The organism is Luteibacter yeojuensis, from assembly GCF_000964085.1.
Lineage (GTDB): Bacteria > Pseudomonadota > Gammaproteobacteria > Xanthomonadales > Rhodanobacteraceae > Luteibacter > Luteibacter yeojuensis_A.
On the sequence record NZ_JZRB01000007.1, the window covers coordinates 103533 to 128510 of the forward strand.

The window sequence follows — 24978 nt, forward strand, 5'->3', positions numbered from 1 at the left end:
CATGACCACCCAAGCCCATGCCCCGCGCGGCTTCGACCGCGCGCTGGTGGCGCGCGCCCTCCGCGACGCGTTCACCAAGCTCAACCCCCGCCTGCAGTTCCGCAACCCGGTGATGTTCGTCGTGTTCGTGTGCAGCGTCCTCACCACCCTGTTGTGGGTGCAGGCGCTGGCGGGCCACGGTGAAGCGCCCACCGGCTTCATCTTCCAGATCTGCCTGTGGCTGTGGTTCACGCTGTTGTTCGCCAACTTCGCCGAAGCCCTGGCCGAGGGCCGCGGCAAGGCGCAGGCCGACGCGCTGCGCGGCTCGCGCCGCGACGTGGCCGCGAAGAAGCTGGTGGCGCCCCAACGCGATGCGCAGGTGGTGTTCACGCCGTCGAGTGAACTGCGCACCGGCCACCATGTTCTCGTTGAAGCCGGTGACATCGTGCCGGGCGATGGCGAGATCATCGACGGCGCGGCCAGCGTGGACGAGAGCGCCATCACCGGCGAATCCGCGCCGGTGATCCGTGAAGCCGGCGGCGATCGCAGTGCCGTGACCGGGGGCACCCGCGTGCTTTCCGACTGGCTGGTGATGCGCATCACCAGCAACCCGGGCGAGAGCTTCCTCGACCGCATGATCGCGATGGTGGAAGGCGCCTCGCGCCGCAAGACACCCAACGAGATCGCGCTAACCATCCTGCTGGCGAAGTTCACGCTGATCTTCCTGCTCGCCTGCGGCACCTTGCTGCCGTATTCGATCTACAGCGTGGAAGCGGCGGGCAGCGGCAACCCCATCACGCTCACCGTGCTGGTGGCGCTGCTGGTGTGCCTGATCCCCACCACCATCGGCGCACTGCTCTCCGCCATCGGCATCGCCGGCATGGACCGGATGATCCGCGCCAACGTCATCGCCACCTCGGGCCGCGCGGTGGAAGCCGCCGGCGACGTGGACGTGCTGCTGCTCGACAAGACCGGCACCATTACCCTGGGCAACCGCCAGGCGGTGGCGTTCCACCCGGCGCCGGGCATCGAGGAGCGCGAGCTTGCCGAAGCGGCCGACCTCGCCTCGCGCGCCGACGAGACGCCGGAAGGCCGCAGCATCGTCGTGCTGGCCGAGACGATGGCCGGCGTCGGCGGCCGTCGCCGCGATGCGGACGCCACCTTCGTGCCGTTCACCGCGCAGACGCGCATGAGCGGCGTGGATACGGGCACCCGGCACATCCGCAAGGGCGCCATCGACGCGGTGGAGCGCTATCTCAGTGCGCAGGACAGCCACCTGCCGCCGCTGGTGAAACGCATGGCCGAGGACGTGGCCCGCCGTGGCGCCACGCCGCTCATCGTGGTGGACGGCGCGCTCACGCTGGGCGTGGTCGAGCTGAAGGACATCGTGAAGGACGGCATCAAGGAGCGCTTCGCCGAGATGCGCCGCATGGGCATCCGCACGGTGATGATCACCGGCGACAACCCGCTCACCGCCGCGGCCATCGCCGCCGAAGCGGGCGTGGATGATTTCCTCGCCGAGGCCACGCCGGAAGCCAAGCTGGCCTACATCCGCGACATGCAGGCCGAGAACCGGCTGGTGGCGATGTGCGGCGACGGCACCAACGATGCGCCGGCGCTGGCCCAGGCCGACGTGGCCGTGGCGATGAACAGCGGCACGCAGGCGGCGAAGGAAGCCGGCAACATGGTCGACCTGGACTCCAACCCGACCAAGCTGATCGAGGTGGTGGCCATCGGCAAGCAGATGCTGATCACGCGTGGCGCGCTCACCACGTTCTCGATCAGCAACGACATCGCCAAGTACTTCGCGATCATCCCCGCCGCCTTCGCCACCACCTACCCAGCGCTCAACGCGCTGAACGTGATGCACCTGGCCACGCCGCAGAGCGCGATCCTGTCGGCGGTGATCTTCAACGCGCTGATCATCATCTTCCTCATCCCGCTCGCCCTGAAAGGCGTGGCCTACCGCGCCATGGGCGCCGCCGCGCTGCTGCGCCGCAACCTGCTGGTGTACGGCCTGGGTGGCGTCGTCGTGCCGTTCATCGGCATCAAGCTCATCGACATGTTGCTGGTCCTCGTCGGGCTGGCCTGAAGCGGAGTAACCCCCATGCATACCGTGAACCTCACCGTGCTCATCGACGACCCGGCCGACATCGACATGGAAGTGCGCGTCGTGGCCCCCGACACCACGGCCACGGCGGCCAGCGCCACCGTCACCCCGCTGAAGCCGCGCAACGCGCCGGCCATCGCCAGCACGGCCGACGACGACTACACCCTCGGCGGCTACGCCGGCATCTGAACCAACCCAAGAAGACCCCATGAAAACCGTTCTGTTGGCCGCCTGCGCGGCCGTCGCCACCCTCGCCCCGGCTGCCCACGCGGCCGACACGCCGCCGCTCACCGGCAACGTGGCGATCGTTTCCGACTACATGTTCCGTGGCCTTACCCAGACCTGGGGCCACCCTGCCATCCAGGGCGGCGCCGATTACACCAACCCCAACGGCTTCGCGGCCGGCACGTGGGCGTCCAGCGTCAGCGACCGCAGCTATGCGGGTGGCTCGATGGAGCTGGACCTTTACGCGAGCTTCGGCCGTTCCATCAGCGACGACTGGTCGTGGCGCGTGGGCCTTTACGGCTACCTGTACCCTGGCGCGAACCTCGACCAGGCCAGCGGCTACCAGCGCCGCACCTTCAATACCCTGGAGGCGAACGCCGCGCTCACGTGGCGGCAGTTCACGCTGAAATACAACCGCTCGCTTACCGACTACTTCGGTGCGGACCGCGAGCAGGGCTACGACGGCGACACGCACGGCACGGGCTACCTGCAACTGGATGCCGCGCTACCGCTCGCCGACGCCTGGTCGCTCGCGCTGCATGCGGGGCACACGCACTACACCGCGTCGCTCGCCACGCCGACGGCCTACGGCGTGCGCAACGTCAGCTACAGCGACTTTTCCGCCACCGTGAAATACGCCTTCAACGACCACTGGTCGGTGAGTGGTGGCGTCACCCACGCCACCAACGGCCGCTACTACAGCCACGTCTCCAGCTACACGGATGCCAGCGACACGCGCGACATCGGGGGCAACCGTGGTCTCGTCATGATCCAGGGCACGTTCTGAGGAACCCGCCATGAAAACCCTCCTCCGCCAGGCGATCGTCCTGTTCCTCGGCCTCACCGTGCTCACCGGCATCGCCTACCCGCTGCTCGTTACCGGCATCGCACAGGCCGCCTTCCCGCATGCGGCCAGTGGCAGCCTCGTCGAAGCCAACGGCAAGGTCGTGGGCTCGTCGCTCATCGGCCAGGCCTTCACCGAACCTCGTTACTTCTGGGGCCGCCCCTCGGCCACCACGCCCGCCGCGTACAACGCGGCGGCGTCCACCGGCTCGAACCAGGGTCCGACCAACCCCGCGCTCACCGATGCCGCGAAACAGCGCATCGCCGCGCTGCGCCAGGCCGACCCGGGCAACAGCGCGCCGGTGCCGGTCGACCTCGCCACCGCCTCGGCCAGCGGCCTCGACCCGGAGATCAGCCCCGCTGCTGCGGAGTACCAGGTGGGTCGGGTGGCCAAGGCGCGTGGTGTTGCGCCGGACAAGGTCCGTGAACTGGTCGCCGCGAATACGAAGGGGCGCCAGTTCGGCGTGTTGGGCGAGCCGCGGGTGAATGTGCTGGAACTCAACCTCGCGCTGGACCAGGCGGTCCGGTAACACCGGCCCGCCCTGTAGGAGCTCACACCCGTGAGCGACAGCTTTTTGCGTAGTCGCGACGAGCTGTCGCCCACAGGTGTGGGCTCCTACACGAGCATGCGGTGCATCAGGCGCCGACCACCCCCACACCCTGTATCGTTCGCCCCATGACCGACACCCGCGACGCTCGCGCCGACGCCCTGCTGAACACCGTGAACGGTGACGTGGGCCAGCGCCTGAAGATCTTCCTCGGCGCGGCGCCCGGCGTCGGCAAGACCTACGCCATGCTTTCGGCCGCGCGCGACCTGCGCCGGCAGGGCGTGGACGTGGTCGTCGGCTTCGTGGAGACGCACGGCCGCGCGGAAACCTCGGCATTGCTGGAGGGCATCGAGGTGCTGCCGACGCGCACGGTCCCCTACGCCGGTCGCGACTTCCAGGAGTTCGACCTCGACGCGGCATTGGCCCGCAAGCCCGCGGTGCTGATCGTCGACGAGCTGCCGCATACCAACCTGCCCGGTGGCCGGCACGCGCGCCGGTGGCAGGACATCGCCGACCTGCTCGACGCGGGCATCGAGGTCTACACCGCGCTCAACGTGCAGCACCTCGAAAGCCTCAACGACCAGGTGCGCCGGATCACCAACGTCGCCGTGCGCGAGACGGTGCCCGATGCCTTCCTTGACCGCGCCCGCGACATTGTCCTCATCGACCTGCCCCCGCGCGAGCTGATCACACGGCTGAAGCAGGGCAAGGTCTATGTCCCTGAAACCGCGGCCGTCGCGCTCGATGCGTTTTTCTCGCCCACCAACCTTGCCGCGCTGCGCGAGCTGGCGGTGGAAACGGTGGCGCACCACGTCGACAGCGACCTGCGCGAGCACATGCTGGCCCGCGGCGGCGCCATGCCCGTGCGCCGCCGCACCATGGCAGCCATCGATGGCCATGCGCAGAGCGAGTACCTCGTGCGCATGACCCGCCGCATCGCAGAGCGCCGCGGTGGCCCGTGGAGCGTGCTGTTCGTCGACACCGGCCATGTCGACGGCGAACGCCGCGAGCGCGTGGACGCGGCCATGCGTCTCGCCCGCCGCCTGGGCGGCGAGCCCGTGATCCTGCGTGGCCATGCCATCGCCGACGAGCTGCTGGCATGGGCCGACCGCGAAGGCGTGGGCCAGATCGTCGTCGGGCGCACGCGCGAACGGCCCATCGCGCGGCGCATGGGGTTTTCGCTGACGCAGCAGCTGCTGCGCCGTGGCGCGCACCTGGAACTCACCATCGTCGCCACGCCCGCCGAACGCGCCCGCGCGCGGCGCAAGCTGCGTTCCGGCGTTGGCGCGGCTGGCGGTACGCGGCGCGATTACGCGTTTGCCACGGCGGCGACGGCCGTGGCGATGGGCCTGTCCTTCGTCGCCGACCGCTTCCTGTCGGTGGCCAACCTCTCGCTCATCTTCCTCACCGCCGTGCTGGTGGTCGCGGTGCGCACGCGTATGGCCGTGGCGGTGTACACGGCCATCCTCTGCTTCTTCGGTTACAACTTCTTCTTCGCACCCCCGCGCTACACGCTGGCCATCGCCAATGCGGATGACGTGCTGGCGGTGGTGCTGTTCCTCGTCGCCGCCCTGGTGTGCAGCCGCCTGGCCACGCGGCTGGCCGGGCAGGTGCAGTCGCTGCGCGCGGCACAGGTGCGTGGCCGCGCGCTCGTCACGCTCGGCCAGCAGCTCGCCACCAGTGCCGACGCCGAAGGCATCCGCACCGCGGGCGCAAGGGCACTGGCCCGTGCGCTCGAGGCGGAAGTGGCGATGCTTGCGCGCAACGCAGGCGGCGAGCTGGCACTCGCCGTGTCGTCGCCCGATGCTTTCGCGCTGTCGACGCAGGATCGGGCCGCCGCCGACTGGTGCGACAAGCACGCCGAGCCGGCGGGCCGCTATACCGATACGCTGCATGGCGCATCGTGCTGGATGCTGCCGCTGGGTACGGAACACCACCGCGCGGGCGTGGTGGCATTGCGTTTCCCGCTCGGCGCGCGCGAGCCCGACGCCGACCGCCGCGGCCTGGCGCAGGCCATGGCCGAGGACATCGCCCAGGCGCTCGAACGCGCCCGCCTCGCGGTGGAACTGGAAAGCGCCCGGGTGCAGGGCGAGACCGAACGCCTGCGTAGCGCCCTGCTCTCGTCGGTCTCGCACGACCTGCGCTCGCCGCTGGCCTCCATGATCGGCTCCGCCGGCACGCTGCTCAGCTACGACGCCCAGTTGCCAAACGACGAGCGCCACGCGCTCCTGCAGGCCATCCTCGGCGAAGGCCAGCGCCTGGATCGCTATATCCAGAACCTGCTGGACATGACGCGGCTTGGGCACGGCACCCTGCAGCTCCACCGTGACTGGGTCGATGCCGGCGAGATCGTCGCGGCCGCCGTGGCCCGGTTGCGCAAGCTGATGCCCGATACGCATGTCGACGTGCACCTGCCGCGCGACACCGTGCTGCTTCACGTGCACCCTGCGCTGATCGAGCAGGCGCTGTTCAACATCCTGGAAAACGCGGCCAGCTTCTCGCCGGCGGGCGAGCCGGTGCGCGTGCTGGTGCGCACCGAGGCCGGGCGGCTGCTGTTCGATGTCAGCGACCGCGGCCCGGGCATCCCCGAGGAGGAGCGGGCGCGCATCTTCGACATGTTCTACTCGGTATCGCGGGGTGACCGCGGCAAGCAGGGCACCGGTCTGGGCCTGGCCATCTGCCGCGGCATGGTTGGCGCGCACGGCGGCACGGTGGAGGCCTTGCCCCACGCCGGCCAAGGCACCACCATCCGGGTCTCGCTGCCCTTGCCGCCGCCGCCCGACGAACCCGCATGAATCCCGCCGCCCCGCGTGTCCTCGTAGTCGATGACGAAGCGCAGATCCGCCGCTTCCTCGATATCGGCCTGCGCGCGGAGGGCTACCAGGTGGTGCTGGCCGCGAACGGTGCGGAAGGCCTCGGCCTGGCCGCCACGCAGAGCCCTGACATCGTGGTACTCGACATCGGCCTGCCCGACATGGAGGGACACGACGTGCTGCGCGAGCTGCGTACCTGGAGCCAGGTACCGGTCATCATGCTCTCGGTGCGCGATGCGGAAACCGAGAAGGTGAAGGCGCTCGACAACGGCGCCAACGATTACGTCACCAAACCCTTCGGCATCCAGGAGCTGATGGCGCGCCTGCGCGTCTTGCTGCGGCAGAGCGCCAAGGCCGGCCAGCCGGAAGCGCCGGTGCGTTATGACGACGGCGCGCTGGTCGTCGACCTGGCCCGTCGCGAAGTCTTCTTGCACGGCCAGCCCGTGGCGCTCACGCGCAAGGAGTTCGCCGTGCTGGGCATGCTCATCCGCCACCCCGGCCGCGTCGTGAGCCAGCAGCAGATCCTGCGCGATATCTGGGGGCCCACCCACGTGCAGGACACCCACTACCTGCGCATCGTGATGGGCAAGCTGCGCCAGAAGCTCGGCGACGACGCCACCACGCCCCGCTGGCTAAAGACCGAACCCGGCGTCGGCTACCGCTTCCCGGCTGCGTAGGCGTTCCCTGTAGGAGCGCACACCTGTGCGCGATGGGTGTTCGCGAAAAGCTGTCGCGCACAGGTGTGCGCTCCTACAAGGGGGTGGGGGCCTGTGAACCGTGCGGCACATCACACGTCGCTCGATTGCCCCGATTTCTCAGAATAGTCTGATTCCCTTCGCCCCCTCGCGCCCGCAGGCTCGTCGGCCCCTGTACCCCATGGAGCCACCATGCGCCTGCTTCCGATCGCCCTGCTCTGCCTCGTCGCCACGCCCGCGTGCGCCACCATCACCTGCAACGCCGAGCGCTATGTGTTCGGCAACCACCACTTTCCCTCGCACGACGAGGCCATGGCGCAATGCCTGAAAGAGGAAGCCTCGATGACCCACGCGGAGACGGGCGCCTATGAACACGGCACCGGCTGCCACGACGTGGGCGCGGTGGGTGAGCACGATGGCTGGCGCTACGGGCGCGTGGCGACGGCGGTCATAGCGCGCGAAAGCGGCGAGACCTACACCTTCGAGGGCTTGTGGATGTGCAAGCCGGTGGCCGACTAACGCTCGGTGTGGGAGCGCGCTTGCGCGCGATCGCGCGCAAGCGCGCTCCCACATATTCAAGCGGCGGCCGCCTGGCGGGAGAGGTAACGCCCGGGCGTATCGCCGAAGGCCTTGCGGAACATCGCCACGAACGCGCTGGGCGTGGCGTAGCCCAGCGAATCGGCGATCGTGGCCACGGTCTCGCCTTCGGCCAGCCGCTCCAGCGCGCGGGTGAGCCGCGCGTGCTGCCGCCACTGCGCCACGCTGCACTGGGTCTCCTCGCGGAATAGCCGCGTCAGCGTGCGCACCGACAGCCCGGCCCAGCTGGCCCATTCGTCGATGCCGCGGGTGTCCTCGGGGTGCTCGAACATCGCCATGGCCACGCGGCGCAGGCGGCGGTCGGTGGGCATGGGCAGGTGCATCGGCTCCACCGGCGCGTGGCGGATCTCGTCCAGCAGCACGGCGAGCAGCCGCTCGCGCTCGGGCGTCATCGGCGCGTCGGGAGCCCAGGTGGCCGCGCGCTTCACCACGGCGCGGAACACGTCGTCCACGCCCACAACGCAGGCGTGCTCGGGCAGGCCGCGGGCGGCATCCGGCGAAACGAACACGCCCCAGGCGCGGCTGGGCCCCGAGATGCTCACCGTGTGAAGCATTCCCGGCGGCATCCAGCCGGCCCGGTGCGGCGGCAGCAGGTAAGTGCCTTCATCCGTCCGGGTAACGATAAGGCCCTGTTCTACGTAGAAAAACTGGCCGCGCACGTGCTTGTGCCAGTCGATTTCCAGCTGGGAGGTTTCGCGCTCGGCGGCGTACGCCAGCAGGGGCGGGCCGTCGGCGCTGTCGAACAGCTCATGGAACTGGGATTTATCCATTTTGGCCTGATCTCGACATTATTTGGCCCGATGACGATATCAGGCCGATAGGGGACATGTATAACATTTGCATCCCCAAGTAACTGTTCCGTGCGTGGCATCCGCCGACAGCCAGCGCAGGCGAACACCGAGCCCGGAGGTCCCCATGATCCGCCTCGTCACCCACGATTACACCGACCTGCAGGACGACACCAGCGCCGGCGAGGCCCTGGTCACGTTCGTGGCCTGCGCCCATGCCATGCTTGATTCCACCACGCCAGAGGAGCAGCGGCGCCGCCTGGAGCCCCGCCTGCTGGCCCAGCTGCCCACCCTGCGGGCCCTCGGCGTGTTCGAACTGTTCGACGTCCGTAACCCCGCCCTGGCCGCCCTGTTGGCCGACGAGGAGTAAACGCTCCATAACTTGAAAATATCTGACGCAAGCATATTTGCCTTGACAACTATCTGGTTGGCAATAGAATGCGCGTCATGAATACGAACCTCTGCGCTTCACCGGACGGCCGCGACAGCCTCGGTGCCCTCATCGGCATGGTCCGCGGTGAAATCGTGCGGGCCATCGAGGCCGACCTCGCCGCGCAGGGTGCGGACCTGAAATTCACCCAGTTCCACGTGCTGAAGCGCCTGGCGAACATCGGCCCCATGACGGCCACCGAACTCGCCCGCGCCGTGGACCTGGACGGCGGCGCCATGACGCGCCAGCTCGACCAGCTGGAAGCCAAGGGGTACCTGCGCCGCACGCCGCACGAGCAGGACCGCCGCGCCCTGCGCATCGAGCTGACCGAAGCCGGCGTGGCGTTGTGGCGCCACCTGCATGAAAGCAACGTGGCCACGCTCGAGCGGGCGCAGAAGGACCTCTCTGGCGACGAGCGCACGAAGCTGCTGGATTACCTGCAACGCGTGCTGTGCGCGTTGCGCGAAAAAAACTGACTCTAGATACCTGAGGCAAAACGCATGCGTCTGCACACTCTCGTGGCGGCCATCGGTGCCGCCTTCGTCCTTTCCGGCTGTGTCACCAGCCGCGGACTGGAACCGCAGGGCCACCTGACCGACCCGGCCACCCTCCATGCCGAGAAGAGCCTCGCCAAGGGCGAGGGCGCCACCTCGGCGTGGCCGGCGGCCGATTGGTGGACGGGCCTGGGTGACGCCCGCCTGTCCGCGCTCATCGACGAAGCCCTGAAGGACAACCCGAACCTCGCCGTCGCCGACGCCCGCGTGCGCCAGGCGCAGGCCAAGGCCGGCACGGCCGACGCCAACCGCGCGCCCACGTTCAACGTGGGTGGCGGCGTGGCCGGCGCGCACCTGCCCGAAGGCCTGGTGGGCCCCGAGCTCGGCAAGTTCAGCTGGACGAAGTACGGCTACGGCAACTTCAATTACGACCTCGACCTGTGGGGCGGCAAGCGCGACGCGTTCGAGGCCGCCGTCGGCTCGCAGCGCGCCGCCGAGGTGGACGCCCGCGCCGCGCGCATCGAGATCAGCACCAACGTGGCCCGCGGCTACGTGCAGCTGGGCTACGCGTTCGACCAGATGGACGTGGCCAAGGCCGAACTCGACCGCAGCCGCGCGTCGCGCGACCTGACCAAGCAGCGCGTGGCGGCCGGCGTCGATAACCAGATGCAGGTGAAGCAGGCCGAAAGCGAAGTGGCGTCGGCCGAGCGCGAGATGGCGGTGGCGCAGCGTGCCATCGACAGCGCGCGCACCCAGCTCGCGGTGCTGCTCGGCAAGGGCCCGGACCGTGGCCTCGAGATCGAGCGCCCGACCACGCTGGCGCCCTCGGCCGTGGCCGTGCCCGCCAACGTGCCGGCCGACCTGCTCGGCCACCGCGCCGACCTGGTGGCCGCGCGCTGGCGCGTCGAGGCCGCGTCGAAGGATATCGACTCGGCCAAGAAGGAGTTCCTGCCCAACGTCACGCTCGGCATCCTCGCCGCGCAGGTGGCCGGTGGCTCGGATAACCTGTTCTCGTCCGCCGCCCGCTTCTGGCAGGTGCTGCCGGCCTTCAGCCTGCCCATCTTCGATGGCGGCCGCCGTCGCGCGAACCTTGCCGGCAAGGATGCGGAATACGACCTCGCCGTGGCGCAGTACAACCAGACCCTGGTGGGCGCGCTGAACGAAGTGGCCGACGACCTGGCCGGCCTCGATGCGCTGAACGCGCAGCTGCAGGCCCAGCAGCGCGCGCACGATGCCGCGCAGCAGGCGTATGACCTTTCACAGCAGCGCTACAAGGCCGGCGTGGGCAGCTACCTCGATTCGCTGGTGGTGCGCCAGCAACTGCTCGAGGCCGAACAGCGGCTTGTCTCGCTGCGCGCCGAGCAGGTCGACACCAGCGTGCAGCTCATCCAGGCGCTCGGCGGCGGTTTCCGCCCCGAAGCCGGCGACCAGCCCGTCGCCGCCGCCGACACCCATTAAGAACACACACACTTCAAGGCACTGACCGATGTCACAAGAAACCATCGCCCCCACTGGCGCGACCGTGGCGCCGCCGCCGAAGAGCCGTCGCGGCTTCTTCCTGAAGCTTCTCGTCGTCCTCATCGTCCTCGCCGCCATCGCGTGGACGGTGTGGTACTTCGTCGACGGCCGTTGGTACGAAGATACCGATGACGCGTACGTCAACGGCAATGTCGTCCAGATCACCCCGCAGATCGCCGGCACCGTCACCTCCATCGGCGCCGACGACGGCGACCTCGTCCACCAGGGCGATACGCTGGTGAAGCTCGACCCGAGCGACGCCGAGGTGAACCTGGAAAGCGCCCGCGCCAACCTGGCCAACACCGTGCGCCGCGTGCGCGGCCTGTACAACAACGTGACCTCGGCGCAGGCCGATGTCGCCGTGCGCCAGACCGCCGTCGACCGCGCCCGCGCCGACTACAACCGCCGCCGTGACCTCGCCAAGAGCGGCGCCATCTCGGCCGAAGAACTGTCGCACGCGCAGGACACGCTGATCTCCGCGGAAAGCGCGCTGGCCTCCTCGAAGCAATCGTACAGCAGCAGCAAGGTGCTGGTGGACGACACCGTCGTCGCCTCGCACCCCGATGTGCGCGCCGCCGCCGCCAAGCTGCGTTCGGCCTACCTCGACTTCGTGCGCTCCACCATCGTCGCGCCGGTGGATGGCTACGTCGCCAAGCGCAGCGTGCAGGTGGGCCAGCGCGTGCAGCCGGGTGCCGCACTGATGGCCGTGGTGCCGCTCCACGAGGTGTGGATCGACGCCAACTTCAAGGAAACCCAGCTGACCAAGATGCGCATCGGCCAGCCGGTGGATGTCACCGCCGACGTGTACGGCGGCGACACGGTGTACAAGGCCAAGATCCGCAGCCTCGGCGTCGGCAGTGGCAGCGCGTTCTCGATCCTGCCGGCGCAGAACGCCACGGGTAACTGGATCAAGATCGTGCAGCGCGTGCCGGTGCGCGTGGTGTTCACCGACCCGAAGCAGCTGGAGAAGATGCCGCTGCGCCTGGGCCTGTCGACCAAGGTCACCGTCTCCCTGCACGACCAGAACGGCCCGCTGCTTGCGCAGCAGGCTCCCACGCAGCCCGAGTTCTCGACGCCCGTGTATGACAAGCAGCTGGCCGATGCCGACAAGGATATCGCCCGCGTCATCCACGAGAACGCGTCGGCCGGCGAGGGTGCCGAGCAGCAGAAGGCGCCGAAGTAAGGAGCCCGCTCCATGAATACGCCATTCCGGCCACCCAACCTGGCGTTGTCCACGGTCGGCCTCTCGCTCGCGACCTTCATGCAGGTGCTCGACACCACGATCGCGAACGTGTCGCTGCCGACCATCGCGGGCAACCTCGGTGTCAGTTCCAACCAGAGCACGTGGGTGATCACGTCGTTCGCGGTAAGCAATGCCATTGCCTTGCCGCTTACCGGCTTCCTCACCCGCCGCTTCGGCGAGACCAAGCTGTTCGTGTGGGCCACGCTGTTGTTCTCGCTGGCCTCGTTCCTGTGCGGCATCGCGCAGAGCATGAGCATGCTCATCCTGTTCCGCGCCATCCAGGGCGCGGTGGCAGGCCCCATGTACCCGATCACCCAGTCGTTGCTGATCTCGATCTACCCACCCGCGAAACGCGGCATGGCGCTGGCGCTGCTGGCCATGGTCACCGTCGTGGCGCCCATCGCGGGCCCCATCCTCGGCGGCTGGATCACCGACAACTACACCTGGCCGTGGATCTTCTTCATCAACGTGCCCATCGGCATCTTCGCCTCCATGGTGGTGGCGAACCAGATGAAGGGGCGGCCGGAGGTGACCGAGAAGCCGAAGGTCGATTACGTGGGCCTCATCACGCTGATCATCGGCGTGGGTGCGCTGCAGGTGGTGCTCGACAAGGGCAATGACGAGGACTGGTTCAACTCCAGCTTCATCGTCATCACCGCCATCATCGCCGCGATCGGCCTGGCCGTGTTCCTTATCTGGGAGCTCACGGACAAGGACCCGATCGTGAACCTGAAGCTGTTCCGGCACCGCAACTTCCGCATGGGCACGCTGTGCCTCGTGCTGGCATACGCGGCGTTCTTCGCCATCGGCCTGCTGGTGCCGCAGTGGTTGCAACGCAACGTGGGTTACACCTCCACGTGGGCGGGCTTCGCGTCGGCGCCCCTAGGCATCCTGCCGGTGATCCTCACGCCGTTCGTGGGTCGCTACGCGCACAAGTTCGACCTGCGGATACTGGCCTCGGGTGCGTTCATCGTCATGGGCGCCACATGTTTCCTGCGCTCGGAGTTCTACCTCGAGGTGGACTTCTACCACGTGGCGATGGTGCAGCTGATCCAGGGCCTGGGCGTGGCGCTGTTCTTCATGCCGGTGCTGTCGATCCTGCTCAGCGACCTGCAGCCAAACGAAATCGCGGCGGGCTCGGGCCTGGCGACGTTCCTGCGTACGCTGGGCGGCAGCTTCGCGGCATCGCTCACCACGTTCCTGTGGGATCACCGCGCCATCGTCCACCACGAGCGCCTGGCCGAGAACATCACGCCGTACAACCAGAACGCCCAGGCGGCGCTCACCCAGATCGGCCATGGCGACCCGACGTACGCCGCGGCGTCGGTCAACGGCATGATCACGCAGCAGGCTTACCAGATCTCGTTCAACGAGGTGTTCCACCTGCTCGGCTTTGTGTTCATGGCGCTGATCCTGGTGGTGTGGCTCGCCAAGCCGCCGTTCGCGGCGAAGGCGGGGCCTGCGGCCTCCGGCCACTGAAAGCGAAAAGGCCCGGCGATGCCGGGCCTTTTCTTATGCCTCCGTAGGAGCCCACACCCGTGGGCGACAGCTCTTCGCAAAAAGCTGTCGCCCACAGGGTGGGCTCCTACCGAGGTGACGTCAGATGTCGAAGCCGACGCCGATGAGCGCCATGGTTTCGCCGCGGTTGGGCTCTTTGAAGCTGCCGTTTGAGATATGGCGTACCTGGAAGCTCAGGTTCTTCCACTGCCAGCCCAGGGTGCTCACGAACTGGTACCCCGACGACAGGGCCTGCGTGCGGCCGCCGGCCGTGCCGGCCACCTGGAAGCTGAAGAACAGCGGCTGGTACCAGTCGCCCTCGCTGCCGTAGTGCAGGCGGGCGCCCAGGGCGCCGACCCACACATTGTTGGTGACGCCCGGGTGCGAGTCGCGGTAGCGGCCGATGTCACGGCCCTTGATGTAGCCGATGGAGACATCCGGCGACCAGGTAATGCGGCTGGCGCCCATCGGGTGGGCGTCGAACACCGATTCCACGAAGAACGCGTTGGTACCGTGGCTATCCATGTAGCTGCGGCCACCCTGCACTTCGATGTGGGTGTCGGCGAAGGCGGGCAGGGTGGCGGCGGAAAGGCTGAGGGCGGCAAGGGCGCCGAGGGCAACGCGGGACGAGCGCATGGGGTGACCTTATGCTGGGACGTTTATGGGGACGGCATTCACGAACTGGATCGTTCGGTAAATAGTGTTCATCTGGCGTGAAAAAAGGGGTGGGCGCACCACGATTTCTGCCGAATAGGCGTACGCGTGCTGGCCCATGCCCGTCCATCTCGTCTCAAGCACCGGGTTGCCCGGCCGATACAGGCCAAGGGCCTCGCCGGAGCGGGGCCGATCCATCGATGGCACGGGGCAGTGGCAAGGTGACAGGGGCAAGCGACAAGGGAGCGACGAAGCGGCGCGCGCGGCGTATCCGCGTGGCGTTGTGGCTTGCCGCCGCCGCCGTCTCGGTCGGCGTGGTGGCCATCGTCGGCCGCCTTCAGTTCGACGCCTACCAGCGGATGCTGAGCGCCAGCCAACGGCAGATCGCCGGCGCGGCCTCGGGGGTCCGGCGCATGCTCGACCAGGACATCGACGCCAGCCTCGGCCCGCTGCTGGCCCTGCGCAACGGCGTAACCAGCCGCGACCCCGGCCCGCTCAGCACCGCCCTGGCCGAAGTGCAGGCGCGCCACCCCGAACTCGCCACCTTCGTCGCGCTGGATGGCGAGGGCACGGTCATCGCGGCCACCCGCCCATCGCTCATCGACTGGCGCCCCATGCACGATGCGCCGCGCCACGAATCGCTTGGCGCCAGCGTCCGTGTCGCCGTGGCCCCGGCACGCGACGGGCTGGGGCCCACCGTGCGGGTGCTGGTGGATTCCCGCGTCGCCGACCCGGCGGCGTTCGGCGCCCGCATCGACAGCGACCGCGCCACCGACATGCTCCGCCATTCCATGATCAGCGCGAGCGGCGTGCTTACCGTGTTCTCGTCCGAGGGCCATGTTTTCGCGTCGAGCCGCGACATAGCCTCGCAACGCTGGTCGATCCCGGGCGTGCTACCCGGCGCCACCGGCAGCTACGACGAAGGCGACTACATGTACGCGTGGGCCGCGTCGGCCACCTACCCGCTCGTCGTGCGCGTCGGCGTCGACCGCGCGATGATCCGCGCCGAGTGGTACAGCCAGGCCCAGGCCACCGTCATCGCGACGCTGGTGCTGTTGCTCCTGTTGAACGGCCTGGCCGCGTGGCTGGGCCGCGCGTACCTGCGCCAGGGCACGCTGCTCGAGGCGCTGACGCGCAGCGCGCGCCACCTGGGCGACGTGCAGCGCAGTGGCCACATCGGCCTGTGGGAAGCCGACCTCAGCTCGCGCAGCATCCTGTGGTCGGGCCATGTGCATGAGATCACCGGGCTGCCCGTCGACCAGATGGGTGGCCGGCTAAGCACCTATTACAAGCTGGTGCACGTGGACGACCAGCCGGCCGCCGTGGCCTGGCTGGAGCGCTTCGCGCACGGCGATGGCCCGTACGAGCTCGAACACCGCCTGTGCCGCCCCGACGGCAGCGAGGTGCGCGTGAACCTGCGCGCCGCGCGCATCACCAACGAGGTGGGCACCACCATCCTCGCGGGCACCATCAGCGAGATCACGGCGCTACACGAGACCCGCCAGCGGCTGCGCGAATCCGATCGCGACCTGGCGGCCAGCGAGGCGGCCTACCGCAAGCTGCTGTCGCGCATGCCGCTGCCGTTGCTGGTGGTGCGCGACGACCATATCGACTACGCCAACCCGCTGGCGGAAGAGCGCCTGGGCATGGAAGGCGAGAGCCTCACCGGCCGCCATGCGTCGCAGGTGATGGATGCCGACGCGCTCGCCGCGCTGCGCATGGGCAGCAGCGAAGGCACCGGCGTGGCCGCGTGGCTGGAGCCCATGCAGGGCATGCCGTTCGAAGCCGAGCTCGCGCTTTCCGATTACAAGGATTCGCGGGGCCGCGGCACGCTGGCCATCGTCCGCGACGTGACCGACCAGCGCCGCTACGAAGAACGCCTGAACCACCAGGCCACGCACGACGAGCTCACCGGCCTGCCCAACCGCCGCGCGCTGCGCGAACACCTCGACGGCCTGGTGCGTGAGTGCATCCGCGACAACACCGGCCTCATGGTGCTGTTCATCGACCTTGACCACTTCAAGTTCATCAACGACGCGCTGGGCCATGCGCTTGGCGACCAGGTGCTGCGCGACGTGACGCTGAAGCTGGGCGACGCGCTCGATGGCCTGGGCCACGTCGGCCGTTTCGGCGGCGATGAGTTCGTGGCCATGCTGCCGTTCGACGGGCCGCCGGCCAGGGCGCTGGATGTGCTGCCGCGCATCCAGCGCGCCATCGAGGAGCCGCTCGAAGTGGGTGGCACCATGCAGCGCCTGAAGTGCAGCATCGGCGTGGCCTTCGCCACGCGCGACGGCGCCGACGCCGATACGCTGATCCGCAACGCGGACACGGCCATGTACGACGCGAAGCGTTCGGGCCGGCACACGTGGAAGCGCTACTCGCCCGAGATGCACGCCACCGCCATGGCGCGCCTCACGGTCATCACCCGCCTCGCCGCCGCCCATCTCGACCAGGAACTGGCGCTGGCGTGGCAGACCCAGCACGACAGCGTGACGGGCCGGGCCATCGGCGTGGAGGCGCTGCTGCGCTGGCCCATGGGCCCGGGCGACCTCGGTCGGCCGGACCGGCTCATACCGTTGCTGGAAGAAACCGGCGCCATCGTGCCCATCGGCCAGTGGGTGCTGCGCGAGGCGTGCCGCCAGCAGCGCCGCGTGCTCGAGACCCTGGGCGAAGGTTGCCGCGTGGCGGTGAACATCTCGGCCCACCAGCTGGCGCATGCCGACCTGGTGGCCGATGTGCGCCAGGCCCTGCGCGAAACCGGGGCGAGTGCGTCGGCGCTGGAACTCGAACTCACCGAAAGCGCGTTCATGGACGAGCCGGAACGCGCCATCCGCACGCTGCACGAGCTGCGCGCCATGGGCGTCAGCATCTCGCTGGACGACTTCGGCACCGGGTACTCCAACCTCACCTACCTCTCGCGCCTGCCGCTGGACAAGATCAAGATCGACCGCCACTTCACCTCGGCGCTGCTCGAGGACAAGGTCGACGCCTCGATCAGCCGTTCCATCATCTTCCTGGCCCGCAGCCTGAACCTGCAGGTGGTGGCCGAGGGCGTCGAGACCCAGGGCCAGCGCGAGTGGCTGGAACGCGAAGGCTGCACGGCCATGCAGGGATATCTGTTCTCGCGCCCGGTTCCGCTGGCCGATCTCGAAGGCGAGGCTGTCGCCCTGCGCTGAACAATCCGTTCCGCTGGCGGCGGTTTATCCGCGCCATGGCGATGCCTACATTGGTGATGCCCCCTAGCCACCCCCAGGCACACCGCCATGCAACGCGCACCCGCCCTCTTCGTTTCCCACGGCGCACCCACGTTCGCGCTGGAACCCGGCCTGCTCGGCAGCCAGCTCACGGCGCTGGGCGAGCGGTTCGAGAACGCCACCGCCATCGTCATCGTCTCGCCGCACTGGCAAACCTGCGGCGTGCGTGTGTCGGGGGCCGCGCGGCCGGCCACCATCCATGATTTCGGCGGCTTCGCACCGGAGCTCTATACGCTCAATTACCCCGCGCCCGGGCTGCCTTCGCTCGCCGCCGAAACCGCCGGCCTGCTCATCGACCAGGGCTTCGCCGCCCTGGTGGACGGCGACCGTGGCCTCGACCACGGGGCATGGGTGCCGTTGCGCTACCTGCGCCCGAATGCCGATACGCCGGTGCTGCAGGTCTCGATGCCGCACAACCTCGACGTGGACAGCGCGTTGCGCCTGGGCAAGGCGCTGGCGCCGTTGCGCGATCGCGGCGTGGTGGTCGTCGGGTCGGGCAGCCTCACGCATAACCTGCGCGAGGCGCGGGTGACCCGCGATGCCGAGGAGTACGCCAGGGCCTTCGCGGCATGGGCCCGTTCCGCGGTGCTCGCGGGTGATGTCGAAGCCTTGCGCGACTACCGCCGGCATGCCCCGTCGGCCTTGCGCGCGCACCCCACCGACGAGCACTACCTGCCGTTGCTGGTGGCCGCCGCCGCGGCAGGCGACGACAAGCCACTGACCATCGATGGCGGCATAACGTACGGCGTGCTGTCGATGGACTGCTACGCCTGGGGTGTCCATTGATCGTTATTTTACCCGGGCACTATTGACGATTAATTTTTACCGGGTAATATCTGGCGGGTCTTGGTTAGAAGGATCCACCCCCATGCCAAATCACTACACCGCTTTCGAGGGCACCCGCCGCGTCGCGGCGGGCACGTTGCCGCTCGTCGCCGAGCGCTGCAAGGCCCTGCTCGACGGCGAACCCAACGCCAGCCCCATCATCTACGACGATCACACCGGCCGGCCCGTGGACGTGGACTACCGCGGCACCACCCACGACGTGCTGGCGCGCCTGCCTGCCACGGCCGCCGACGGCGAAGCGCCTGCCCGCCGCGGGCCGGGCCGTCCGAAGCTGGGTGTTGTCGCGCGCGAAGTGACGCTGCTGCCGCGGCACTGGGAATGGCTGGCCACCCAGCCCGGCGGCGCATCCGTGGCGTTGCGCCGGCTCGTGGAGAACGCCAGCCGCGATAGCGTGGACGCCGACCGCACCCGGCAGGCCGACGAAGCCGTGGACCGCGTGATGCTGGCGTTGGCCGGGGACCTGGCCGGGTATGAGGAGGCGTCGCGCGCTTACCACCGGCGCGAGGTGGCGCGGTTTAGCGGACTTATCGATGGATGGCCTGCAGACGTCAGGGACTACGTGAAGCGCCTGGCGGGCGTGACGCTCGCGGCCTAGCCGCGAGCCTTGCGCAACTTCACCCACGCCTTGTAGCGCCGCTTCAGCATGCGGCGGTGCTTGCGCCGCACCTTGCGGATCTTGCGGTCGTGGTTCCACAGGTAGATGGCGGGCGTGCTCAGCAGCGTGAGCAGCTGCGACACCAGCAGGCCGCCGACAATGGCGATGCCCAGCGGGCGGCGCATCTCGGAGCCCACGCCGAAGCCGATGGCCAGTGGCAGCGCCGCGCCCATCGCCACCAGCGTCGTCATGGTGATGGGGCGGAAACGCACCAGCGCCGCCTGGCGGATGGCGGCCACCGGGTCCATGCCCTGCTCGCGTTGCGCGGTGAGCGCGAAATCCACCATCAGGATCGCGTTTTTCTTCACGATGCCGATCAGAAGCAGCACGGAGATGATCGCCATCAGCGTCACCTGGGTCTGCGTCACCAGCATGGCGAGGAACGCGCCGGCGCCGGCGGCGGGCAGGGTGGAAAGGATGGTGAGCGGATGGCCGAGGCTTTCGTAGAGGATGCCCAGCACGATGTACACGGCCAGGATGGCACCGATGAGCAGCACCATGCCGTTCGACTGCGCATCGCGCAGGCGCTGGTTCGTACCGGTGAAATCCATGCGCACGCCCTCGGGCAGGTTGAGCCGGGCCACTGCCTGCTCAACCAGCGTGTTGCCCTTGTCCGGCGTGATCTTCGGCGCGAGGTTGTACGTGATATCCGCTGATTCGAGCTGGTTCTGGTGCGTCACCGCGCTGGGTGTCGACGTCGGCGCGATATGCGCGATGGCGCTGAGCGGCACCATGTTGCCCACGCTGTTTTTCACGTAGGTGTTTAGCAGCGATTCCGGCGACAGCGATTGCGCGGCCGCCGAGGTTAGCACCACCCAGTACTGGTTGATGTCCGAATAGATGACCGAGACCTGGCGCTGGCCGAATGCGTTGTACAGCGCGGTATCGACCATGCCCATGCCCACCTGTAGGCGGCTGGCCGCATCGCGGTCCACCTTCAGCATCTGCTGCTTGCCGACCACGTCGAAATCGCTGCCGACGTCGCGGAATTCCTTCATGCCGCGCATCACCTGCACCAGCTTCAGGGTCCACGGCTCAAGGCTTTCGCCGCCGGTGCTGATCAGCTGGAACGAGTACTGGCCGCGGTTGCTGTTGCCGCCGCCGCCGCCCAGGAACTGCATGGGGTTCATGAACACCTGGACATCGGAGATCTTTTCGTACTCCTTGCCCATGCGATCCATGATGTCCTTGATCGACTCACGGCGCTGGCCGGGGCCATCGCCCTTCGGCTTCAGGTCGATGAACATCATGCCCTGGTTGCCCACGGCACCGCCGTTGTCGCCGCCGAGGATGGCGGTGACATCGGCCACCGTCGAATCCTTCTGCATGATTTCCGCGACACGTTGCAAGCGGCGGGTCATTTCATCGGGCGAGATGTTGGCGTCGGCGGTGATCTGCGCCTGCATCATGCCGGTGTCCTCGTCCGGCATGAAATTACCGCCGGCCGTGGCCACGACGGCCCAGGCCAGGCCGAACGTGGCCAGCAGCAGCGTGATCGGCTGCCAGCGCATGATGCGACGGTGGCGCATGGCCCAGTCCAGCGCGCGCTCGTACGCGCGCAGGAACCCGCGATCGAAGCGCTCCAGCGCCTTCTCAATGCGGCCCGGCTGGCGGTCGGGTGCATCGTGGTGCAGGTAGCGCGCGCACAGCGCGGGCGTCAGCGTCAGCGAGACGATGGCGGAGATGAGCACCGCCGCGGCCAGGGTCACCGAGAACTCGCGCAGGAGCTTGGTGATCATGTTGTTGCCGAACAGCAGCGGCGCGAACACGGCGACCAGCGAGATGGTGATGGAGATGACCGTGAAGCCGATCTCGCGCACGCCTTCCAGCGACGCCGGCATGGGCGCCTGGCCGTTCTCCATGTGGCGCACGATGTTCTCGATGACCACGATGGCATCGTCGACCACGAAGCCGATGCACAGCACCAGCGCCATCAGCGACATGGTGTTGAGGGTGTAGCCCAGCGTCCACATCACCACGAACGCGCCGGCCAGCGACAGCGGCACGCTGAGGGTGGCGATCAGCGTGGGCCCCAGGCGGCGCAGGAACACCAGCATCACCAGGCACACCATGACGATGGAGATCATCAGCGCGACCTTCACCTCGTGCAGCGCCGACTGGGTGGTCTGGGTCAGGTCGAAGATGGGCGTGACCACCGCATCCGCCGGCAGCAAAGCGCGGAACCGCGGCAGTGCCGCGCGGATCGCATCGGCCGTGGCGATCGAATTGGCCTCCGGGCGCTTGCTGATCTGCATGGAGACCGAGCGTTCGCCCTGGAACCATGCCTTCTGGTAGATATCCTGCTGCCCGCTGGTCACCTTCGCGATATCGGAGAGGCGCACCGGCACGCCATTGCGCATGGCGATGAGGATGTTGGCGAATTCATCGGCCGTGCGCAGGCCGTCGTTGGCGATCACCGTCATCTGCGTGCGGCCATTGCTCAGCAGGCCTTGCGGCGAGTTGACGTTGGCGGCCTGCAACGCGTTGGTGACATCGTTGGCGGTCAGGCCCTTGGTGCTGAGCGCATTGGTGTCCAGCTCCACGCGCACCGCGTGCGGCGTGCCACCGAACACCTGCACGCGCGCCACGCCGTCGATCTGCGAGACGGCGGGCCGGATCAGCGTATCGACCACGTCGAACAGCTTGTCGGCCGGCATGGTCTTCGAGGTGAACGACACCAGCAGCACCGGGATCTGCCCCGTATCGAACTTGAAGTACTGCGGCGGGCTGGGCATGCCCGCCGGCAGGTCGGCCGCGGACGCATTGATGGCCGCCTGCACGTCGCGCGCGGCGGCATCCGTGGAGCGGTCCATCGTGAACTGCAGGCGCACGAAGCCGGCGCCCTCGTTGCTCTGCGAGTACATGCGGTCCACGCCCGGGATCTGCCCCAGGTGGCGTTCGAGCGGCGCCACGATGGTGTTCGCCATCGTCTGCGCGTTGGCGCCCGGCATCTGCACCTGGATGAACACCGCCGGCACTTCGATCGAAGGCAGCGCGGCCACGCCAAGCAGCATGTAGGCAAGGATGCCGGCCAGCGTCAGCCCCGCCGCGAGCAGCGACGTTCCCCGGGGCCGGCGAATGAAAGGAGCAAAGAAATTCACGACACATCCTGTGACAGCGGGAGACCCCGCGCCGCGAACTTTATGCCGTCAGGCGCCTCCTTGTCGCCTGTGCCACCCGTAAGCCCCTGCCGAAAGGCACGGTAAACCTGTTCGAGCAGGTTTCCGGTCCGTAGGAGCCCACCCTGTGGGCGATGGGTGCTTGCGGCAAGACCCGATCGCCCACGGGGTGGGCTCCTACAAAGCGCGTGTTACATCGTCGGAGCGAACCGTAAGGTTACGTAATAGGTCCGCCCCAGCTGGTTGTAATACGCCGCCGTCTCGTAGCGCTTGTCGGCCAGGTTGGCCACGCGGCCCTGGACGCTCCACGCAGCGTCGATGTGCCAGGTGGCGCGCAGGTCGGCCGTGGCGTAGCCGCCCAGGCGGGTGGTGTTGGCGGCGTCGTCGTAGCTGTAGCCCGCGGCGTAGACCGAGCCGCCCAGCGTGAACATGCCCAGGTCCTTGTCGAGGTCGACGCGGCCGGTGCGGCGCGGCCGGCGCGCGAGCAAATTGTCCTCCTGCGGGCCACTGTCGCGGTTCAGCGGCTGCTGCAGCGTGGCATACGCGCGCACGTGCCAGCCGTCCACGTCGGCGCCCACCTGGCCTTCGAGGCCGCGGATGCGGGCTTCGTTGACGTTGATCGGGCGGTCGATGCTGAAGGCGATCAGGTCATCCACCTTGGTCTGGTAGGCATTCACCGCCCAGTTCCAGATACCCGGCGTGCCGCTGAGGCCGATTTCGGCCGTGCGTGACTTTTCCGGCTTCAGCGCGACCGATACGCCGTACGGGTAGTACTCATCATTGAAGTTCGGTGCGTGGAAGGCCGTGCCATACGACGCCGTGATGCGCATGCCATTGTCAAAGCGGAACCCGTACGCGGCCGAGCCGGTAGTGTGGTTGCCGAACTGGCTGTTGTGGTCGTGGCGAGCCGAGAGCTGGACCTCGTGGGGGCCGAACACACCCTGGTATAGGGCGAACACACCCGTGTTGTTCCGGGTGGTCTTGAGGTAATCCGTCGCGCTGTCCAGCTTTTCCTGCTGGTAGTCCACGCCCGCGCTGAGGGTCTGGCCCGGGGCAAGCGTGAAGTCGTTCTGCCACGCCGCCTGGTTGCGCTTTGAGTACAGGTAGCCCATGCGGAGCTTGTCCGCGCCGAGGTGCGGGGTAAAGGCGGCGTCATACCAGGTCTTCTGCGACCCGTTGAGGTAATCGTCGGCACGGTCCTGGTTCTGCCCCAGGCTCACCGACATGCGCCAGCCCGCCATGGCATCGAAGCTGAGCTTGCCGCCGGCCACCTGCTGCGAGCGCCGGGTCAGGTTCTGGTAGTCACCGTCGTATTCGATGGTGCCCTTGCTGCGCAGCCAGCTGCCCGTGAGCTCGGTGCCGTTGTCCCAGCGGTAGCCGCCCGAGAGTGCACCGTTATAGGTGCGGTAGGCGTCGTGGTCGGGCTCGTTGGTGAAGCAGCCCTTGAACACGTCGCCCGCGCCGTCACGGCAGGCATTGATGCCGGCGGTGTACTGGCCACCCAGGCTGGCGTTGTACCAGCCGTGGGTGGTGCCGCCCGAGATACCCACCTGGCCGGCGGTGTAGCTGTTGCTGCCGCCCGTCAACGAGATGCTGGGGGTCGGCGCCTGCCCGGCCTCGCCGTGGCGGGTGAAGATCTGGATGACGCCACCGATCGCGTCCGAGCCGTACAGGGTGGAACGCGGGCCGCGCACCACCTCGATGTGGTCGATCTGGTCCACCGGGAGCTGCTCGTAGGCGGGCAGGCCCGCGCCCACGGTGCCGACGCGTACCCCGTCCACCAGCACCAGCGTGTGGGCCGAATTCGTGCCGCGCATGAACATCGAGGTCTGCTGGCCGAGGCCACCGGTGTTCGCCATCGCCACGCCCGGCAGGCCGGTCAGCAGGTCCTGCACGCTGAGCGGCTGCAGCCGGTCGATATCCTCTCGGGTGATGACGGTGACCGGGGCCAGCACCTCGTCCAGCGGGGTGGGCGCGCGGTTGGCGGTCACGACCACCGACGGCAGGTCGGCGGGGGCATCGGCGGCGTGCGCCACGGCGATGGACGACAGCAGCGCCGTCGCGAGCAGGGTCTTTTTCATGAGCATCCTCGTAAGCGGAGGACGGACGCGGGGAAGGGCGAACGGCGCGCGGGGGCCAGGCCAGCCGCGGAGCTGTCCGGATCCGCCCGCCGCGAATCGTCCGAAACAGGGCACCCCCGCCGCGGGGCGGCAGGGGGCTTTCGGGCCGGTCTCCGGACTCGCACCTGCCGCGCTTGGCGCAGGCCCGGCGGGCGCCTTCCCGCTCCCGTGAGCAGTGGCGAAGGCCGGCCGGGCGGGGCGCAGGGCCCCTGGTGCTTACCGTTGCGGGGGCAGTGCCGGCCTTGCCGCGACGCGGCGCACCGGCTTCCCGTTTCATCCTACCGGCCCCATGGCCGCGGCGGACACCCGAACGGGCGGATTGTAACGCGCGTTACGTGGCAGGGGCCACGGATTTCACACGGGATGTTAACGGGCACTTGACGATCGCAAAAACAATCGATTACAACCGCAACTGATTGCTGCCAGGCGCATTAACTTGCGCCACGGGGGGCTTTCCGGGGCAACCCTGCCGTTGGGAGCGGCGGGCGAGCCGAAGGGAAGCGGTGGCCATCACGAACCGGGCTCGGCCCTCGTGTTGGTGGGCCGGCCT

The 24978-nt window shown here is 68.4% G+C and carries 19 protein-coding genes and 1 riboswitch; of the genes, 15 read left to right on the forward strand and 4 right to left on the reverse strand.

The annotated features are described in order from the left end of the window. The first annotated feature begins 1 nt into the window (after position 1). The 7 genes from kdpB (at position 2) to VI08_RS04330 (ending at position 7732) form a co-directional block, all read left to right on the forward strand. On the forward strand, positions 2 to 2071 hold the full coding sequence (kdpB, locus tag VI08_RS04300; RefSeq protein ID WP_045828315.1) for a potassium-transporting ATPase subunit KdpB: 2070 nt from the start codon (positions 2 to 4) through the stop codon (positions 2069 to 2071). Positions 2072 to 2086: 15 nt separating this feature from the next. After that, positions 2087 to 2278 (forward strand): hypothetical protein, encoded by a 192-nt coding sequence (locus tag VI08_RS04305; protein WP_045828316.1) that lies wholly within the window; start codon positions 2087 to 2089, stop codon positions 2276 to 2278. 19 nt (positions 2279 to 2297) lie between these two features. Next, positions 2298 to 3101 carry a TorF family putative porin gene (locus tag VI08_RS04310; protein WP_045828317.1) on the forward strand — a complete coding sequence of 268 codons (804 nt, stop codon included), beginning with the start codon at positions 2298 to 2300 and terminating at the stop codon, positions 3099 to 3101. A gap of 10 nt (positions 3102 to 3111) precedes the next feature. Further along, positions 3112 to 3687, forward strand: coding sequence for a potassium-transporting ATPase subunit KdpC (gene kdpC, locus VI08_RS04315; RefSeq protein WP_045828318.1), 576 nt, complete (start codon positions 3112 to 3114; stop codon positions 3685 to 3687). A 146-nt stretch (positions 3688 to 3833) separates the two neighbouring features. Further along, complete coding sequence (locus VI08_RS04320) at positions 3834 to 6500, forward strand: sensor histidine kinase (RefSeq protein ID WP_045828319.1); 2667 nt, start codon at positions 3834 to 3836, stop codon at positions 6498 to 6500. Beyond that, on the forward strand, positions 6497 to 7195 hold the full coding sequence (locus VI08_RS04325) for a response regulator (protein WP_045828320.1): 699 nt from the start codon (positions 6497 to 6499) through the stop codon (positions 7193 to 7195). Before VI08_RS04320 ends, VI08_RS04325 begins: the two co-directional genes overlap by 4 nt. Positions 7196 to 7405: 210 nt before the next feature. Next, on the forward strand, positions 7406 to 7732 hold the full coding sequence (locus VI08_RS04330) for a hypothetical protein (RefSeq protein ID WP_045828321.1): 327 nt from the start codon (positions 7406 to 7408) through the stop codon (positions 7730 to 7732). A gap of 56 nt (positions 7733 to 7788) precedes the next feature. Here the strand turns inward: VI08_RS04330 and VI08_RS04335 are convergent, their stop codons facing one another. Next, complete coding sequence (locus VI08_RS04335) at positions 7789 to 8580, reverse strand: AraC family transcriptional regulator (protein ID WP_045828322.1); 792 nt, start codon at positions 8578 to 8580, stop codon at positions 7789 to 7791. Positions 8581 to 8725: 145 nt separating this feature from the next. Here VI08_RS04335 and VI08_RS04340 point away from each other — a divergent pair, with 145 nt between their 5' ends. From VI08_RS04340 to VI08_RS04360, 5 genes are all read left to right on the forward strand, one after another. Continuing rightward, entirely contained in the window at positions 8726 to 8968 is a 243-nt protein-coding gene (locus VI08_RS04340) for a hypothetical protein (protein ID WP_045828323.1), read from the forward strand. Between the two features lie 77 nt (positions 8969 to 9045). Continuing rightward, on the forward strand, positions 9046 to 9504 hold the full coding sequence (locus VI08_RS04345; RefSeq protein ID WP_045828324.1) for a MarR family winged helix-turn-helix transcriptional regulator: 459 nt from the start codon (positions 9046 to 9048) through the stop codon (positions 9502 to 9504). Between the two features lie 24 nt (positions 9505 to 9528). Continuing rightward, on the forward strand, positions 9529 to 10980 hold the full coding sequence (locus tag VI08_RS04350; protein ID WP_045828325.1) for an efflux transporter outer membrane subunit: 1452 nt from the start codon (positions 9529 to 9531) through the stop codon (positions 10978 to 10980). A 28-nt stretch (positions 10981 to 11008) separates the two neighbouring features. Next, positions 11009 to 12223: an efflux RND transporter periplasmic adaptor subunit gene (locus tag VI08_RS04355; RefSeq protein WP_045828326.1), complete on the forward strand. Its 1215-nt coding sequence runs from the start codon at positions 11009 to 11011 to the stop codon at positions 12221 to 12223. A 12-nt stretch (positions 12224 to 12235) separates the two neighbouring features. Further along, the gene (locus tag VI08_RS04360; RefSeq protein WP_045828327.1) at positions 12236 to 13762 is read left to right on the forward strand and encodes a DHA2 family efflux MFS transporter permease subunit; all 1527 of its coding nucleotides are present in this window, start codon (positions 12236 to 12238) and stop codon (positions 13760 to 13762) included. 120 nt (positions 13763 to 13882) lie between these two features. Here VI08_RS04360 and VI08_RS04365 read toward each other — a convergent pair whose 3' ends face one another. Further along, positions 13883 to 14416 carry an acyloxyacyl hydrolase gene (locus tag VI08_RS04365; RefSeq protein ID WP_045828328.1) on the reverse strand — a complete coding sequence of 178 codons (534 nt, stop codon included), beginning with the start codon at positions 14414 to 14416 and terminating at the stop codon, positions 13883 to 13885. A 218-nt stretch (positions 14417 to 14634) separates the two neighbouring features. Here VI08_RS04365 and VI08_RS20725 point away from each other — a divergent pair, with 218 nt between their 5' ends. The 3 genes from VI08_RS20725 to VI08_RS04380 all read left to right on the forward strand — a co-directional run bounded on the left by VI08_RS20725 (position 14635) and on the right by VI08_RS04380 (position 19129). Then, a complete protein-coding gene (locus VI08_RS20725) occupies positions 14635 to 17610 on the forward strand; it encodes a bifunctional diguanylate cyclase/phosphodiesterase (protein WP_084621250.1) in 2976 nt (991 codons plus the stop codon). Between the two features lie 87 nt (positions 17611 to 17697). Continuing rightward, a complete protein-coding gene (locus VI08_RS04375; RefSeq protein ID WP_045828329.1) occupies positions 17698 to 18474 on the forward strand; it encodes a dioxygenase family protein in 777 nt (258 codons plus the stop codon). 82 nt (positions 18475 to 18556) lie between these two features. Beyond that, the gene (locus tag VI08_RS04380) at positions 18557 to 19129 is read left to right on the forward strand and encodes a DUF2239 family protein (RefSeq protein WP_045828330.1); all 573 of its coding nucleotides are present in this window, start codon (positions 18557 to 18559) and stop codon (positions 19127 to 19129) included. Here the strand turns inward: VI08_RS04380 and VI08_RS04385 are convergent. Both VI08_RS04385 and VI08_RS04390 read right to left on the reverse strand, forming a co-directional pair. Next, positions 19126 to 22290 carry an efflux RND transporter permease subunit gene (locus VI08_RS04385; RefSeq protein WP_045828331.1) on the reverse strand — a complete coding sequence of 1055 codons (3165 nt, stop codon included), beginning with the start codon at positions 22288 to 22290 and terminating at the stop codon, positions 19126 to 19128. The genes VI08_RS04380 and VI08_RS04385 overlap by 4 nt on opposite strands. Before the next feature lie 209 nt (positions 22291 to 22499). After that, positions 22500 to 24389, reverse strand: a complete 1890-nt coding sequence (locus VI08_RS04390; protein WP_045828332.1) for a TonB-dependent receptor domain-containing protein — start codon at positions 24387 to 24389, stop codon at positions 22500 to 22502. Between the two features lie 126 nt (positions 24390 to 24515). Next, positions 24516 to 24753, reverse strand: a riboswitch (cobalamin riboswitch). Positions 24754 to 24978: the final 225 nt, after the last annotated feature.

What these genes read in the sequence shown, in the direction of transcription:
- VI08_RS04345 (WP_045828324.1), top strand. Translation starts at nt 9,046, where the DNA reads ATGAATACGAACCTCTGCGCTTCACCGGACGGCCGCGACAGCCTCGGT.
- VI08_RS04380 (WP_045828330.1), top strand. Translation starts at nt 18,557, where the DNA reads ATGCCAAATCACTACACCGCTTTCGAGGGCACCCGCCGCGTCGCGGCG.
- VI08_RS04350 (WP_045828325.1), top strand. Translation starts at nt 9,529, where the DNA reads ATGCGTCTGCACACTCTCGTGGCGGCCATCGGTGCCGCCTTCGTCCTT.
- VI08_RS04340 (WP_045828323.1), top strand. Translation starts at nt 8,726, where the DNA reads ATGATCCGCCTCGTCACCCACGATTACACCGACCTGCAGGACGACACC.
- VI08_RS04310 (WP_045828317.1), top strand. Translation starts at nt 2,298, where the DNA reads ATGAAAACCGTTCTGTTGGCCGCCTGCGCGGCCGTCGCCACCCTCGCC.
- kdpB (WP_045828315.1), top strand. Translation starts at nt 2, where the DNA reads ATGACCACCCAAGCCCATGCCCCGCGCGGCTTCGACCGCGCGCTGGTG.
- VI08_RS04305 (WP_045828316.1), top strand. Translation starts at nt 2,087, where the DNA reads ATGCATACCGTGAACCTCACCGTGCTCATCGACGACCCGGCCGACATC.
- VI08_RS04375 (WP_045828329.1), top strand. Translation starts at nt 17,698, where the DNA reads ATGCAACGCGCACCCGCCCTCTTCGTTTCCCACGGCGCACCCACGTTC.
- VI08_RS04390 (WP_045828332.1), bottom strand. Translation starts at nt 24,389, where the DNA reads ATGAAAAAGACCCTGCTCGCGACGGCGCTGCTGTCGTCCATCGCCGTG.
- VI08_RS20725 (WP_084621250.1), top strand. Translation starts at nt 14,635, where the DNA reads ATGGCACGGGGCAGTGGCAAGGTGACAGGGGCAAGCGACAAGGGAGCG.
- VI08_RS04325 (WP_045828320.1), top strand. Translation starts at nt 6,497, where the DNA reads ATGAATCCCGCCGCCCCGCGTGTCCTCGTAGTCGATGACGAAGCGCAG.
- VI08_RS04330 (WP_045828321.1), top strand. Translation starts at nt 7,406, where the DNA reads ATGCGCCTGCTTCCGATCGCCCTGCTCTGCCTCGTCGCCACGCCCGCG.
- kdpC (WP_045828318.1), top strand. Translation starts at nt 3,112, where the DNA reads ATGAAAACCCTCCTCCGCCAGGCGATCGTCCTGTTCCTCGGCCTCACC.
- VI08_RS04320 (WP_045828319.1), top strand. Translation starts at nt 3,834, where the DNA reads ATGACCGACACCCGCGACGCTCGCGCCGACGCCCTGCTGAACACCGTG.
- VI08_RS04335 (WP_045828322.1), bottom strand. Translation starts at nt 8,580, where the DNA reads ATGGATAAATCCCAGTTCCATGAGCTGTTCGACAGCGCCGACGGCCCG.
- VI08_RS04360 (WP_045828327.1), top strand. Translation starts at nt 12,236, where the DNA reads ATGAATACGCCATTCCGGCCACCCAACCTGGCGTTGTCCACGGTCGGC.
- VI08_RS04365 (WP_045828328.1), bottom strand. Translation starts at nt 14,416, where the DNA reads ATGCGCTCGTCCCGCGTTGCCCTCGGCGCCCTTGCCGCCCTCAGCCTT.
- VI08_RS04355 (WP_045828326.1), top strand. Translation starts at nt 11,009, where the DNA reads ATGTCACAAGAAACCATCGCCCCCACTGGCGCGACCGTGGCGCCGCCG.